The sequence below is a fragment of the Burkholderia sp. AU28863 genome, from assembly GCF_002223195.1.
Classification (GTDB): domain Bacteria; phylum Pseudomonadota; class Gammaproteobacteria; order Burkholderiales; family Burkholderiaceae; genus Burkholderia; species Burkholderia sola.
In genome coordinates this window covers 86407-101285 of record NZ_NKFE01000001.1, presented here as the reverse complement: position 1 = coordinate 101285, position 14879 = coordinate 86407, and the positions used below count along the sequence as shown (strand labels likewise).

Sequence of the window (14879 nt, the reverse complement as noted above, 5' to 3'; positions counted from 1 at the left end):
CGCTTCCTTTGTTTGATCCGAACGGCAAGGATGATCAGCCGATCGTCATCAAATTCGCATTGCCGCCCGCCGCGGCCGTATTCACGCTCACCGAGCGCTCCGTCAGCAACCGCTCGAGCGCGTAGTCTTCCGCGTCGCCGTTCTCGAACGCGCCCGCCGACACGCCCTGCACCGATACGATCGGGCCCGGGCGCTGCGCGACGTCCTTCACGAGCGTCTGCAGCTCGTCGCTGTCGCCCTCGAACAGCACCGCGTCGAACGGTGCATCGGCCTGCTTGCGCACGGCCGCGTGCACCTTCAGCGACGCCGGCAGTGCGGCCACCAGCGCCTCGCCCGCCGCGCCGGCGAACAATGCGCGGTTGCCCGTCGCCAGCACCGCCGCGAACTGCGCACGCGCGCCGCCCGGCGTGGCCGCGACACACAGCACGGTGCCGCGCGGGCCGAGTGTATACGTGTTTCGCTCGCCCGTCGGGCCGGTCAGCACCGCGGTCGCGCCGGCCGGCACCTGTGCGAGGTAGCCGTCGCAGCGTGCGGCCAGCGCCGGCTCGCGCTGCTCGATCAGCCAGTCGCGCAGCGTCGTGAGCGCCGCCGCCGGGTTGCCGCGCGCATCGCTTTCGGTCGCGCCGTCCGCCACCAGCGACTGCGCGAGCGAGCGCGGCAGGCCCGACGGACGCGTCGCGAGCAGCCGCTGCAGGTACAGCGCGCCGCCGGCCTTCGGGCCCGTGCCCGACAGCCCTTCGCCGCCGAACGGCTGCACGCCGACCACCGCGCCGATCACGTTGCGGTTCACGTAGATGTTGCCCACGTGCGCATTCGAGATCACGTGCGCGATCGTCTCGTCGATCCGCGTGTGGATGCCGAGCGTCAGCCCGTAGCCGGTCGCGCGGATCTGTTCGAGCAGCTTGTCCAGCTGGCTGCGGCGGTAGCGCACCACGTGCAGCACCGGGCCGAACACTTCACGCTTCAACTCGTCGATACTGCCGATCTCGATCAGCGTCGGCGGCACGAACGTGCCGTGCGCGCATGCGTCGGGCATCGGCAGTCGCGTGACCGCATGGCCCTTGTCCTTCATCGCCGCGACGTGCGTGTCGATCGTCTGCTTCGCTTCCGCGTCGATCACCGGGCCGACGTCGGTCGACAGCCGGTCCGGGTTGCCGAGCGCGAGCTCGTGCATCGCGCCCTTCAACATCGTCAGCGTGCGGTCCGCGACGTCGTCCTGCAGACACAGAACGCGCAGCGCCGAACACCGTTGACCGGCCGAGTCGAACGACGACTGCATCACGTCCGCGACCACTTGCTCCGCGAGCGCCGACGAGTCGACGATCATCGCGTTCTGGCCGCCCGTTTCGGCGATCAGCGGAATCGGCTTGCCGTCCGGATCGAGGCGTGCGGACAGCGTCTTGTTGATCAGGCGCGCGACTTCGGTCGAGCCCGTGAACATCACCGCACGCGTGCGCGGATCGGCGACCAGCGCCGCGCCGACGGTTTCGCCCGTGCCCGGCAGCAGTTGCACCGCGCCGGCCGGCACGCCGGCCTCGCGCAAGAGGCGCACGGCCTGCGCGGCGATCAGCGGCGTCTGTTCGGCCGGCTTCGCGAGCACCGTGTTGCCGGCGGCGAGCGCCGCGGCCACCTGGCCCATGAAGATCGCGAGCGGGAAGTTCCACGGGCTGATACAGACCACGGGGCCGAGCGGACGGTGCGTGTCGTTCGAGAATTCGCCGCGGATCTGCGCCGCGTAGTAGCGCAGGAAGTCGACCGCTTCGCGGATCTCGGCGATCGCGTTCGGCAGCGACTTGCCGGCTTCGCGCACGATCAGGCCCATCAGCGTGTGCATCTGCGCTTCGAGCAGGTCGGCCGCGCGCACCAGGCAATCGGCGCGCGCATCGACCGGCGTCGCCTGCCAGATCGGCGCGGCAGCCACCGCGTGCGCGAGCGCCGCGCTCACGTGTTCGGCCGTCGCTTCGCTGACCGTGCCGACCACGTCGCGCTGGTCGGCCGGGTTGCGCACGTCGCGCGCCGCGGCGTCGGCGAGCGCGTCGTCGGCGAGCATCGGCGCCGCGCGCCACGGGTGGTGCGCGCTCGCGAGCAGCGCGGACGACAGCGACGCGAGACGGTGTTCGTTCGACAGGTCGAGGCCCATCGAATTGGGACGCTCGTCGCCGTACAGGTTGCGCGGCAGCGGGATCTTCGCATGCGGCGCGCCGAGCGGCACGACCTTCGACGCTTCGTCGACCGGATCGGCGACCAGTTCCTTCACCGACACGGTCTTATCGGCGATGCGGTTCACGAACGACGTGTTCGCGCCGTTTTCCAGCAGGCGGCGCACGAGGTATGCGAGCAGCGTCTCGTGCGTGCCGACCGGCGCGTACACGCGGCACGGACGGTTCAGCTTGTCGCGGCCGGTGACTTCCTCGTACAGCGGCTCGCCCATTCCGTGCAGGCACTGGAATTCGTACTGGCCCGGGTAGTAGTTCTGGCCGGCCAGGTGATAGATCGCGGCCAGCGTGTACGCGTTGTGCGTCGCGAACTGCGGATACACGGCGTCAGGCGCCGCGAGCAGCTTCTTCGCGCACGCGAGGTACGACACGTCGGTGTAGATCTTGCGCGTGTAGACCGGATAGCCTTCGAGGCCGTCGACCTGCGCCCGCTTGATCTCGGTATCCCAGTACGCGCCCTTCACGAGGCGGATCATCAGGCGGTGACGGCTGCGGCGCGCGAGATCGATCAGGTAGTCGATCACGAACGGGCAGCGCTTCTGGTAGCCCTGCACGACGAAGCCGATGCCGTTCCAGCCCGCGAGATCCGGGTCGAAGCACAGCGCTTCCAGCAGGTCGAGCGACAGTTCGAGACGGTCGGCTTCCTCCGCGTCGATGTTCAGGCCGATGTCGTAGCGGCGCGCGAGCAACGCCAGCGCGCGCACGCGCGGCAGCAGCTCGCTCATCGTGCGGTCCTGCTGCGAGCGCGAGTAGCGCGCATGCAGCGCCGACAGCTTGATCGAGATGCCCGGGCCTTCGTAGATGCCGCGGCCGCCGGCCGCCTTGCCGATCGCGTGGATCGCCTGTTCGTACGATGCGTAGTAACGCTGCGCGTCCTCTTCGGTCGTCGCCGCTTCGCCGAGCATGTCGTACGAGTAGCGAAAGCCGCGCGCTTCGTACTTGCGGCTGTTCGCGAGCGCTTCGGAAATCGTTTCGCCGGTGACGAACTGCTCGCCCATCAGGCGCATCGCCATGTCGACGCCCTTGCGGATCAGCGGCTCGCCGCCGCGGCCGATCAGGCGCGTGAGCGCCGACGACAGGCCGGCTTCGCTGTTGGTCGTCACCAGCTTGCCGGTGATCATCAGCCCCCAGGTCGCCGCGTTCACGAACAGCGACGGCGCGTGGCCGACGTGCGAGCGCCAGTCGCCCTTGCTGATCTTGTCGCGGATCAGCGCGTCGCGCGTCGCGCGGTCGGGAATGCGCAGCAGCGCTTCGGCGAGGCACATCAGCGCGACGCCTTCCTGGCTCGACAGCGAGAACTCGTGAATCAGTCCTTCGACGCCGCCGCCCGAACTCTTCTCGCGCAGCGCCTCGACCAGCTTCGTCGCGAGCGCCTGCACGTCCGCCTGCAGGTTCGCCGGCAAACGCGCCTGGCCGAGCAGGAACGGCACGCATTCCGGTTCCGGACGGCGGTATGCGGCCGTGATCGCCGCGCGCAGCACCGATTGCGGCTGCACGTTCTGCGCGAACTCGAGGAACGGATGCGGCGAGTTGTCGTCGTCGCCGTCCGCGGCCTGACCGTCGGCGAGCTCCGTCACGCCGCTGTGGCCCGACAGCTCGGGCGGCAACTGGCCGTGCTCGATCCGCTCGAGATACGCGAAGATCGCCTGCTTGATCAGCCAGTGGGGAGTGCGCTCGAGACGCGTTGCCGCGTCTTTCAGGCGCGAGCGGAGAAGGTCGTCGACTTTGACGCCGAGAGTCGTGCTTGCCATGGTGGGTTCGTGCGCCGGTGCGAGCCCGGCAGTGTGGTGTAAGAGGATGCGCGAAATCCTACGGCACGCAATAAAAAGGTGCAACCAAATTGAGAGATGGGTTGCACCCAAAAGTTAGTCAATATAATCAGTCACTTATGAGGTTGCAACCTAGGGGTTGCCCGTGGTCGAGGGCTCGGTGTTTTCCCTGATCGGCCGGCCCGGCACGCGCGTGCAACCCTCGGCATGCGTGGAAGCGGCCGAAAATGGGTTGCACTGGGGTGACGTAGCGAGGTGCCGGCGGCGGGTACGCGACGGGGAGAAAGGTTGGGCACCGACGGCGCCGGCGGCCCCGATCCGGCACGCGCCGGACGTTTGCGCGCCGGGCGAGGGTTCGGCTATCCGGCGGCCCGATATCCGGCGACGCCGTGCGACGGCCGCGCGGGCGCCGCTCAGATATCCAGCGGATCGACCTCGACGCTCCACCGCAGCACGCCCTTCAGCGCGCGCAGCTCCGGCTGCCATGCGCGCAGCGCATGCTGCAACGCCGCCCGCGACGCGCTTTCGAGCAGCAACTGCGCGCGGTGGACGTTCGCTACCTTGACGATCGTCATCGGCACGGCGTCGTACACGGTCACGCGATCGGCGCCGGGCAACCCCGGCAATGCGGCCGCGGCCTGCAGCAGGAACGCGAGCGCCGCATCGAGCGTGCGCCCTTCGGCGCGCAGCAGCGCCTGGTAGACGAACGGCGGCAGGTGGGCGTCGCGACGCTCGCCGAGCTGCGAATTCGCGAAGCCCACATAGTCCTGCCGTCCGAGCGCGTGGTACAGCGCGTGGCGCGGGTAGCGCGTCTGCACCATCACCTCGCCCGGCAGGCCGGCGCGCCCCGCGCGGCCGCTCACCTGCATCAGCTGCGCGAACAGCCGCTCGCTCGCGCGGAAGTCGTGCGAGAACAGCGCGGTATCGGCATTGAGCACGCCGACGAGCGACACGCGCTGAAAGTCGTGCCCCTTCGCGATCATCTGCGTGCCGACCAGGATGTCGACCTCGCCCGCGTGCACGTCGGAAAAAAGCGCCTGCGCGCTGCCCTTGCGGCGCGTGCTGTCCGCGTCGATCCGCAGGATCCGCGCGCCCGGCACGGCCTCCGCGAGCGCCTCCTCGATGCGCTGGGTGCCGCGCCCGAGCGGCGCGATGTCGACGTTCCCGCACTCGGGACACGAGCGCGGAATCCGCGCTTCCCAGCCGCAGTGATGGCAGCGCAGCGCATGCTCGGGCTTGTGCAGCACGACGTACGCGCTGCAGCGCGGGCAACCGGCCACCCACCCGCATGCGTCGCACGCGAGTTGCGGCGCGTAACCGCGTCGGTTCAGGAACACGAGGCTCTGTTCGCCGCGTTCGAGCCGCGCCTTCAGCGCCGCGACGAGCGGCCCCGACAGCCCGCCCATCGACGCGCGCCCGCGCCGCCGCTCCTCTTCGAGATCGATCAGCCGCACGGTCGGCAGCGTCGCGTCGGCCACCGCGCGGCGCGACAGCGTGAGCCGCGTGTAGCGGCCCTGCTCGGCCTGCCACCAGCTTTCGAGCGACGGCGTGGCCGAGCCGAGCACGATAGTGATGCCGAGCTGCTTCGCGCGCCACACCGCCAGGTCACGCGCCGAATAGCGCAATCCTTCCTGCTGCTTGTACGCGGGCTCGTGTTCCTCGTCGACGACGATCAGCGCGAGCGTCGGCATCGACGCGAGCACCGCGAGCCGCGTGCCGAGCACGATCCGCGCGCGGCCCGTGTGCGCGGCGAGCCAGTTGCGCGCCCGCTCGCCCTCGGCGAGCCCGCTGTGCAGCGTGACGATCGCATCGTCGGCGAGCGCGCCCGCGAAGCGCGCGCGAAACGCGGCCTCGAACTGCGGCGTCAGGTTGATTTCCGGCACGAGCACGAGCGCCTGCGCATTCGGCCGCGCGTCGAGCAGCGACGCAAGCGCATGCAGATAGACCTCGGTCTTGCCGCTGCCCGTCACGCCGTGCAGCAGGAACGGCGCGAAGCCCTGCGCCGCGCGGATCGCATCGAGCGCTTCGGCCTGCTGGTCCGTCAACGGCGGCGGCACAGCGCGCCCACTGCTTGTCGACAGGTTATCCACCGGGTTGACCACAGGCGCATCGGCCCAGCCGATCTCCTCGACGTCGACCCAGCCGCGCGCCGCCCAGTCGTCGAGCGTCGCGGCCGCCTTCGGATGCAGCGCACGCGCGTCGGGCAACGCCAGCGAACCGGTATCGACCAGCGCCTGCGCGAGCCGGCGCAGCGCGGCGCCGCGCGCGGGCAATGCGTCGGGCAGCGCCGCGCGGCCGGCTTCGGTCGGCCGGTAGCGCACTTCCGGCGCGAGCAGCCGCCCCCAGCGCCCGGCATCGCGCAGCGCCTGCGGCAGCGCCGGTAATGCGACTTCGCCGCGCCCGCGCTGATAGTAGTCGGCGGCAAACGACACGAGCGCGAGCCAGTCCGCCGACAGCGGCGGCAGCTCCGTGCAGATCGTATCGACCGCGCGCAGCCGCGACGGCGGTACATCGGTATGAGTGGTGACTTCACAGACGAGCCCGACGGCCTGCCGTTTGCCGAACGGCACCTGCACGAGCGTGCCGGGCACGGGCGCCGGCTGCGCGTCGCAGCGATAGTCGAACAGGGTCGCGAGCGGATGGTCGAGCGCCACGCGCAGGTAGGTGTCGCTCATCCACGCGCTCCGGCGGCGGCGGTCCGCAGCATACGGACGACCTGCAGCCGCGCCCGTATCGCGACGGCGAACTTAAAGTAAAACGTCAGATTCGGCGCTAAGTTTTGGATTCGCATTAGGAATCGCCGTATACCCTGCCCAGCCTGTGGATAACTTTGTTGAGAACTCGCCGCTCAATGGCCGCAACGCGCGCCGGGCCGTGCTTTCCGCTGTTTTTCGCCGCTTCCGGCGGTGCCCCGCGAAGCCTTATTCCATAAGGCTGCTATTCAAATTACCCCACCATAGCGAGACAAATTGACCGATACGGGGCTCTACCGCGCTGCAACGTGGAAAATGTGTATAAGTCAAGTCTTGACAAGCACCGAATCGCCAAGGGGAGCGGGGTTGCGTCCTGTTTAGTTTCAAAAACGAAACATCGCCATCCCGCAGTGCAACATGACGGCGCTTGCGTTCAGCGCGCCGCTCCGCTACGGATCGCGCGGCTGTGGGTATGTACTTCGTCGACGAGTTCGGCGACGTGATCGGGCGACGTGAATTGCGAAATGCCGTGCCCCAGGTTGAACACGTGGCCCGGATGGTTGCCGTAGCTGTCGAGCACCGCGCGCGCCTGTTCGCGCACCGCGGCCGGCGGCGCAAACAGGATCGTCGGGTCGAGATTGCCCTGCAGCGCGACGCGCCCCGCGACGCGCTCGCGCGCGGCGCCGAGGTTGACGGTCCAGTCGAGCCCGACCGCGTCGACGCCGGTCGCCGCGATCTCTTCGAGCCACAGCCCGCCGCCCTTCGTGAACGTGATCACCGGCACGCGCTCGCCGTCGTGCTCGCGCTTGAGCTGCGACACCACGCGGCGGATATAGTCGAGCGAGAAGCGCTGGTACGCGCCGTCGGCCAGCGCGCCGCCCCACGTATCGAAGATCATCACCGCCTGCGCGCCCGCTTCGATCTGCGCATTCAGGTACGCGGCCACCGCCTGCGCGTTCACGTCGAGAATCCGGTGCATCAGGTCCGGGCGCGAATACGCCATCGACTTCACCGTCCGGAAATCGTCCGAGCCGCCGCCTTCGACCATGTAGCACGCGAGCGTCCACGGGCTGCCCGAGAAGCCGATCAGCGGCACGCGCTGACGGCCCTGGCCGTCGGTGAGCGCGCGGCGGATCTCGCGCACGGCGCCGGTCACGTAGCCGAGCGTCTCCTCGATGTCCGGCACCGCGAGCTTCGCGACGTCGGCCTCGGTGCGCACCGGATGCGCGAACTTCGGCCCTTCGCCGGCCTGGAAGTCGAGGCCGAGCCCCATCGCGTCGGGAATCGTCAGGATGTCCGAGAACAGGATCGCGGCGTCGAGCGGGAAGCGCTCGAGCGGCTGCAACGTCACTTCGGTCGCGTAGTCGGGATTCTTCGCGAGACCGAGGAAGCTGCCGGCGCGCGCGCGCGTCGCGTTGTACTCGGGCAGGTAGCGGCCCGCCTGGCGCATCAGCCAGATCGGCGTGTAGTCGGTCGGCTCGCGCAGAAGCGCACGCAGGAAGGTGTCGTTGAGCAGGTTATGGGCCACGGTAGGAGCGACGATGCGAAGGCAAACCGGCATTTTACCGGACAGCCGTGCTCGGGCTGCGCATGCCGATGCGATGGCGGCCATATGACGCGCGCGATGGCTCCGTTATGATCGGACGCTCATATCGAACGAAACGAAGGAGGAGACCGATGAAGACATTCGCCACGCTTGCCGCGCTCGCCACTGCCGCCGCGTTTTGCTGCGCTGCCGCGCACGCGCAGGGGGCGACCCCAGCCACGCCCGCGAGCGCCGCGGCCGCCGGCTCGCGGCTCGACAACGTACTCGCGCGCGGCACGCTGCGCGTGTGCACGACGGGCGACTACAAGCCGTATTCGTACTACCGCGCGGACGGCCGCTTCGAGGGCATCGACATCGACATGGCGGAATCGCTCGCGAAATCGCTCGGCGTGAAGACCGACTACGTGAAGACGAGCTGGCCGAACCTCACCCACGACTTCGTCGCGAAGTGCGACATCGCGGTGGGCGGCGTGTCGACGACGCTCGAGCGCCAGAAGCGCGTGTTCTTCACGCAGCCGTACGTGGTCGACGGCAAGACGCCGATCGTGCGCTGCGCGGATGCGGACAAGTACCAGACCGTCGCGCAGATCGACCGGCCCGACACGCGCGTGATCGTGAATCCGGGCGGCACCAACGAGCGCTTCGCGAAGCAGTTCTTCACGCATGCGAACCTGAGCGTCTATCCGGACAACGTGACGATCTTCAAGCAGATCCTCGCGGGCAAGGCCGACGTGATGGTGACGGATGCGTCCGAGACGCTGCTGCAGCAAAAGCTGAATCCGGGCCTCTGCTCGGTGCATCCGGACAAACCGTTCCAGTTCGGCGAGAAGGCGTACATGGTGCCGCGCGGCGACGTCGTGTTCCAGCAATACGTCGACCAGTGGCTGCATCTCGCGCTGTCGACGGGTGAATACCAGGCAATTGCCGACAAGTGGCTGAAGTAAGCGGACCCGCGCCACGGCGGCCGATCACGGGCATCGCCCCGCGGCCGCTGGGTCCCGACATTCCGCATGGAGCGGCGGTCGGCATGCCGCCGTTACACATTGCCGTCGCTGCGCCGGGCCTTCCGGCGGCGCAAAACCCGCCGAATTGGCCGAATGGCCGACTTCCACGCATTCCGATCACGTTTCAAAATCTTTCTGACGAATGAATCGTCATGCGCGGTATCGGTCGCGCCATGCACTTTCTCGCGTGAAAATCGGCAATTCATCGCGCCCGATACGCGTGAAAAACGCATCGCGCGCATACCTTGAAAACGCAGCGGAAAAGATGGGTAAATATGACCTTTTTCAGGACCCCGAAAACAGCAAAAAATCCCGGAAAGCCTTATCTGGCGGGCGTTACAACCTGAAACACTTTGTTACCGCCACGGGTCATTAATTCGCCCACAATGGGCCTCAACGGTTTCAACACGGATGCGGTCTCGTGTGCCAAGTGTGAGCGGACGCGAAGCGCTGCGAGCCAGTCGGTCACGTACCGAAGCCCTTCCGAGGGGCATCCCTGTTGGAGTCGTTTCCGGCCCCCCGCCGGATCCGGTTTCATCTTTGGTCTCCTCGCGCTAACCCCGTAGCGTGTGGTTTTTAGCGGGCTAATAAGCCCGCTTTTTTTCGTCCGTCGAAAACGTAGCCGGCTACACGGGACGGCCCGCGGGCCGCCACGTTTTCCCGCGCTGTCCCGCTTCAAGCGGTCTTCTGCACGTCGAGCTTCAGTTCCTCGATCATCCGCTCGCGCATCACGAACTTCTGCACCTTGCCCGTCACCGTCATCGGCAGTTCGTCGACGAAGCGGATATAGCGCGGAATCTTGTAGTGCGCGATCTGCCCGTTGCAGAACGCGCGCACGTCGTCCTCGGTCATCTGCTCGTCAGCGCGCAGCACGATCCACGCGCACAGCTCCTCGCCGTACTTCGCATCGGGCACGCCGAATACCTGCGCGCTCTGGATCTTCGGATGCCGAAACAGGAATTCCTCGATCTCGCGCGGATAGACGTTCTCGCCGCCGCGAATCACCATGTCCTTCAGGCGGCCGACGATGTTGCAATAGCCGTCCTCGTCGAGCGTCGCGAGGTCGCCCGTATGCATCCAGCCGTCGACCAGCACCTCGCGCGTCTTCGCGTCGTCGTCCCAGTAGCCGAGCATCACCGAATAGCCCTTCGTGCACAGCTCGCCCGTCGCGCCGACCGGCACGATGTTGCCGCTCGGATCGATGATCTTCACTTCGAGATGCGGCTGGATGCGGCCGACCGTCGTCGTGCGCTTTTCAAGCGGATCGTCGGTCGAGCTCTGGAACGACACGGGGCTCGTTTCCGTCATCCCGTACGCGATCGTGATTTCGGACAGATGCATCTGCGCCACCACGCGCTTCATCGTCTCGATCGGGCACGGCGAGCCGGCCATGATCCCGGTGCGCAGCGTCGACAGGTCGAATGTCGCGAATTCCGGGTGATCGAGCTCCGCGATGAACATCGTCGGCACGCCATGCAGCGCGGTGCAGCGTTCTTCGGCCACCGCCGCGAGCGTCGCGACCGGGTCGAACGCTTCGCCGGGAAACACCATCGCGGCGCCCGTCGACACGCAGGCGAGCACGGCCAGCACCATCCCGAAGCAGTGATAGAGCGGCACCGGGATGCAGAGCGAATCCTGTTCGGTGAAACGCATCGCCATCGCGATCGAGCGCGCGTTGTTGACGACGTTGCGGTGCGTGAGCGTCGCGCCCTTCGGGCTGCCGGTCGTGCCGCTCGTGAACTGGATGTTGATCGGATCGTTGGCGTCGAGCGTCGCGCCGATCGCATCGAGCAGCGCCGGATCGACGGCCCGGCGGCCGCGCGCCATCACGTCCGCGAAGCGGAACATGCCGGCGGGCGCCGTCTCGCCCATCGACACGATCGTACGCAGGCTCGGCACGCGCGCCGCGTGCAGCTCGCCCGGCGTCGCGGTCGCGAGCTCCGGCGCGATGGTTTGCAGCATCTCGACGTATGCGGAACGCTTGAAGCGCTCGGCCGCGATAACGGCCTTGCAGCCGACCTTGTTCAGCGCGTATTCGAGCTCCGACAGCCGGTAGGCCGGGTTGATGTTGACGAGCACCGCGCCGATCCGCGCGGTCGCGAACTGCGTGAGCAGCCATTCGCTGCGATTCGGCGACCAGATGCCGACGCAGTCGCCCTTCACGATCCCGAGCGCGGCGAGCCCCGCGGCCAGCACGTCGACCTCGCGTGCGAATTCGCGCCAGGTCCAGCGAATCTGCTGTTCGCGGAACACGACGGCCGGACGATCGGGAAAACGGCCGGCCGTGTCGAGCAGGAACCGGCTGATCGTCGCTTCGGATAGCGGCACGTCGGTCGCGCCGCGCACGTACGACAGTCCGTTTTCGGGCGCGATCAGCGCCCCCTTGCCAAGGTCTGCTGCCATCGATGTCTCCGTCCGTTTTCGTCTGATCGGCCCGACACGCGGCTCGCGCGGGTCCGCTCCGCCGCCGTCGCGACGGATAGCCTCTCCGCGGATGATGCCGTGCGCGGCTGACGACACTCTGACATCGAATCGCGGCGGCCGGGTGAAATAGCACGACCGGACGATACGATCCGGCCCGCAAAAAAACAGACGAAAACGACGGGCGAAAAAAAAGCAGCCCGAAGGCTGCTTTCTTTCGCGGGATACGCGGCGCGGCTTAGTGCCGGCTGCGGATCTTCGCCAGACGCTGGATCGCCTCGAGCTGCGCCATCGCGGTCGCCAGCTCGGATTGCGCCTTTGCGAGGTCGAGGTCCGACTTCGCGTTCTGCAGCGTTTCCTCGGCACGCTTGCGCGCTTCCTCGGCTTTCGCCGCGTCGAGGTCCTTGCCGCGGATCGCGGTATCGGCGAGCACCGTCACGGCGCCCGGCTGCACTTCGAGAATGCCGCCCGCGACGAACACGAATTCGTCGTTGCCGCCCTCGACTTCGATGCGCACCGCACCCGGACGAATCCGCGTGATCAGTGGCGTGTGACCCGGCAGAATACCCAGCTCACCCGTTTCGCCCGGCAGCGCGACGAATTTCGCCTCGCCCGAGAAGATCTGCTCTTCCGCGCTGACGACGTCTACTTTGATGGTTGCCATATCGACTCCAATCTCATCCACAGGTTGAGCGTATTGCGGCCGACGCGGGCGGCCGGCATACAAGTCATTGCTGACTTATTGCTCCGGCCGGCACACGCCGGCTTGCGACTCACTCAAGCCCTTACTGGATCTTCTTGGCCTTTTCGAAGGCTTCGTCGATCGTGCCGACCATGTAGAACGCCTGTTCCGGCAGGTGGTCGCACTCGCCGTCGACGATCATCTTGAAGCCACGGATCGTTTCCTTCAGCGGCACGTACTTGCCCGGCGAGCCCGTGAACACTTCTGCGACGTGGAACGGCTGCGACAGGAAACGCTGGATCTTACGCGCACGTGCGACCGACAGCTTGTCTTCCGGCGACAGTTCGTCCATGCCCAGAATCGCGATGATGTCGCGCAGTTCCTTGTAGCGCTGCAGCGTCTGCTGAACGCGACGGGTGATCGAGTAGTGCTCTTCACCGATCACGTTCGGGTCGATCTGGCGCGACGTCGAGTCGAGCGGGTCGACCGCCGGGTAGATACCCAGCGAAGCGATGTCACGCGACAGAACGACGGTTGCGTCCAGGTGGCCGAAGGTGGTCGCCGGCGACGGGTCGGTCAAGTCGTCCGCAGGGACGTACACGGCCTGGACCGACGTAATCGAGCCCTTCTTGGTCGACGTGATGCGCTCTTGCAGCTTGCCCATTTCTTCAGCCAGCGTCGGCTGATAGCCCACTGCCGACGGCATACGGCCGAGCAGTGCCGACACTTCGGTACCGGCCAGCGTGAAACGGTAGATGTTGTCGACGAAGAACAGCACGTCGAGGCCTTCGTCACGGAAGTGCTCGGCCATCGTCAGGCCGGTCAGCGCGACGCGCAGACGGTTGCCCGGCGGCTCGTTCATCTGGCCGTACACCAGCGCGACCTTGTCGAGAACGTTCGAGTCCTTCATTTCGTGGTAGAAGTCGTTCCCTTCACGGGTACGCTCGCCCACGCCCGCGAACACGGAGTAACCGCCGTGTTCCTTCGCGATGTTGTTGATGAGCTCCATCATGTTGACGGTCTTGCCCACGCCGGCACCGCCGAACAGGCCAACCTTGCCGCCCTTCGCGAACGGGCAGATCAGGTCGATGACCTTGATACCCGTTTCGAGCAGTTCGGTCGACGGCGACAGTTCGTCGAACGCCGGTGCCTTCTGGTGGATCGAGCGCGTATGTTCGCTTTCGATCGGGCCGGCTTCGTCGATCGGACGGCCGAGCACGTCCATGATTCGGCCGAGGGTCGGCTTGCCGACCGGCACCGAAATCGGCTTTGCCGTGTTCTTCACGGTCAGGCCGCGGCGCAAGCCGTCGGATGCACCCAGACAAATGGTACGGACCACGCCGTCGCCCAGCTGTTGCTGGACTTCGAGCGTCAGTTCCGAGCCATCGAGAATGAGCGCGTCGTAGATCTTCGGCATGCTGTCGCGCGGGAATTCCACGTCGATAACGGCGCCGATGCACTGTACGATCTTGCCTTCTACCAAAGCAGCAGTACTCATCGCTTTTCCTTTAAATACCTGATTCTTTACTCGCGCAAAGGCGCAGTTGTCGTCCCGGGCGCGCGCTTAAACAGCGGCTGCGCCGCCGACGATCTCCGACAGTTCTTTCGTGATCGCGGCCTGACGGCTCTTGTTGTATACGAGCTGCAGTTCGCTGATCACCGTCTTCGCGTTGTCGGACGCGGCCTTCATCGCGACCATGCGCGCCGATTGCTCGGACGCCATGTTTTCCGCGACGGCCTGATACACCAGCGCCTCGACGTAACGCACGAGCAGTTCGTCGACGACTGCCTGCGCGTCCGGCTCGTAGATGTAGTCCCACGACGTCGCCGGCGTACCGTCATCGGCTTCGAAGTGTTCCGACGACAGCGGCAGCAGCTGCTCGATCACGGCTTCCTGCTTCATCGTGTTGACGAAGCGCGTGTAAGCGATATAAACCGCCGACAGCTTGCCTTCCGAGTACAGATCGAGCTGCGTCTTCACGGCGCCGATCAGCTTGTCCAGGTGCGGGGTGTCGCCGAGGTGCACGACCTGCGACATCACCTTCGCGCCGAAGCGGTTCAGGAACCCGAGACCCTTGCCGCCGATCGCGGTGGCTTCGACTTTCTGGCCCTTCTCTTCCAGCTCCTTGAACTTCTGCACCGTCGCACGCAGCACGTTGGTGTTCAGACCACCGCACAGACCCTTGTCCGTCGTGACGAGGATGATGCCGGCCGTCTGCGCGCCGTCGTTCGCCACCATGAACGGGTGGCGGTACTCCGGGTTCGCACGGCTCATGTGCGCGGCGATGGCACGGACCTTGTCTGCATACGGACGAGCGGCGCGCATGCGTTCCTGCGCGCGACGCATCTTCGATGCAGCGACCATCTCCATCGCCTTCGTGATCTTGCGCGTGTTCTGCACGCTCTTGATCTTGCCGCGAATTTCCTTCATTCCAGCCATAGCTTGCTCCTTTGCGCCCCGAGTTAGCGCTTTCGCGCTAACTCGGGGCTCATGCATCGCTCACCGAAGCGGCGCGGGCACATCAGCCCCCGCGCGGCCTCGGTGTGT

At 66.8% G+C, this 14879-nt stretch carries 8 protein-coding genes; 1 reads left to right on the top strand and 7 read right to left on the bottom strand.

Annotated elements, in window-relative coordinates; all coding sequences use genetic code 11:
- Positions 1-34 precede the first annotated feature (34 nt).
- The 3 genes from putA to hemE form a co-directional block, all read right to left on the bottom strand.
- On the bottom strand, positions 35-3967 hold the full coding sequence (gene putA / locus CFB81_RS00500) for a trifunctional transcriptional regulator/proline dehydrogenase/L-glutamate gamma-semialdehyde dehydrogenase (protein WP_089434347.1): 3933 nt from the start codon (positions 3965-3967) through the stop codon (positions 35-37).
- Positions 3968-4398: 431 nt separating this feature from the next.
- Positions 4399-6660, bottom strand: a complete 2262-nt coding sequence (locus CFB81_RS00495) for a primosomal protein N' (RefSeq protein ID WP_089434346.1) — start codon at positions 6658-6660, stop codon at positions 4399-4401.
- A gap of 451 nt (positions 6661-7111) precedes the next feature.
- The gene (gene hemE, locus CFB81_RS00490; protein ID WP_306427145.1) at positions 7112-8206 is read right to left on the bottom strand and encodes a uroporphyrinogen decarboxylase; all 1095 of its coding nucleotides are present in this window, start codon (positions 8204-8206) and stop codon (positions 7112-7114) included.
- Positions 8207-8355: 149 nt separating this feature from the next.
- Between hemE and CFB81_RS00485 the strand changes: the two genes are divergently transcribed.
- Positions 8356-9168 carry a transporter substrate-binding domain-containing protein gene (locus CFB81_RS00485; protein ID WP_089434344.1) on the top strand — a complete coding sequence of 271 codons (813 nt, stop codon included), beginning with the start codon at positions 8356-8358 and terminating at the stop codon, positions 9166-9168.
- Positions 9169-9903: 735 nt separating this feature from the next.
- On the opposite strand, the gene CFB81_RS00470 is transcribed toward CFB81_RS00485, so the two are convergent.
- The 4 genes from CFB81_RS00470 to atpG all read right to left on the bottom strand — a co-directional run bounded on the left by CFB81_RS00470 (position 9904) and on the right by atpG (position 14771).
- Positions 9904-11631 carry an AMP-binding protein gene (locus tag CFB81_RS00470; RefSeq protein ID WP_089434342.1) on the bottom strand — a complete coding sequence of 576 codons (1728 nt, stop codon included), beginning with the start codon at positions 11629-11631 and terminating at the stop codon, positions 9904-9906.
- 256 nt (positions 11632-11887) lie between these two features.
- The gene (locus CFB81_RS00465) at positions 11888-12313 is read right to left on the bottom strand and encodes a F0F1 ATP synthase subunit epsilon (RefSeq protein WP_006477288.1); all 426 of its coding nucleotides are present in this window, start codon (positions 12311-12313) and stop codon (positions 11888-11890) included.
- Between the two features lie 121 nt (positions 12314-12434).
- On the bottom strand, positions 12435-13829 hold the full coding sequence (gene atpD / locus CFB81_RS00460; protein ID WP_034188169.1) for a F0F1 ATP synthase subunit beta: 1395 nt from the start codon (positions 13827-13829) through the stop codon (positions 12435-12437).
- A 66-nt stretch (positions 13830-13895) separates the two neighbouring features.
- On the bottom strand, positions 13896-14771 hold the full coding sequence (atpG, locus tag CFB81_RS00455) for a F0F1 ATP synthase subunit gamma (RefSeq protein WP_034209645.1): 876 nt from the start codon (positions 14769-14771) through the stop codon (positions 13896-13898).
- Positions 14772-14879: the final 108 nt, after the last annotated feature.

What these genes read in the sequence shown, in the direction of transcription:
- putA (WP_089434347.1), bottom strand. Translation starts at nt 3,967, where the DNA reads ATGGCAAGCACGACTCTCGGCGTCAAAGTCGACGACCTTCTCCGCTCG.
- CFB81_RS00495 (WP_089434346.1), bottom strand. Translation starts at nt 6,660, where the DNA reads ATGAGCGACACCTACCTGCGCGTGGCGCTCGACCATCCGCTCGCGACC.
- CFB81_RS00485 (WP_089434344.1), top strand. Translation starts at nt 8,356, where the DNA reads ATGAAGACATTCGCCACGCTTGCCGCGCTCGCCACTGCCGCCGCGTTT.
- CFB81_RS00470 (WP_089434342.1), bottom strand. Translation starts at nt 11,631, where the DNA reads ATGGCAGCAGACCTTGGCAAGGGGGCGCTGATCGCGCCCGAAAACGGA.
- CFB81_RS00465 (WP_006477288.1), bottom strand. Translation starts at nt 12,313, where the DNA reads ATGGCAACCATCAAAGTAGACGTCGTCAGCGCGGAAGAGCAGATCTTC.
- atpD (WP_034188169.1), bottom strand. Translation starts at nt 13,829, where the DNA reads ATGAGTACTGCTGCTTTGGTAGAAGGCAAGATCGTACAGTGCATCGGC.
- atpG (WP_034209645.1), bottom strand. Translation starts at nt 14,771, where the DNA reads ATGGCTGGAATGAAGGAAATTCGCGGCAAGATCAAGAGCGTGCAGAAC.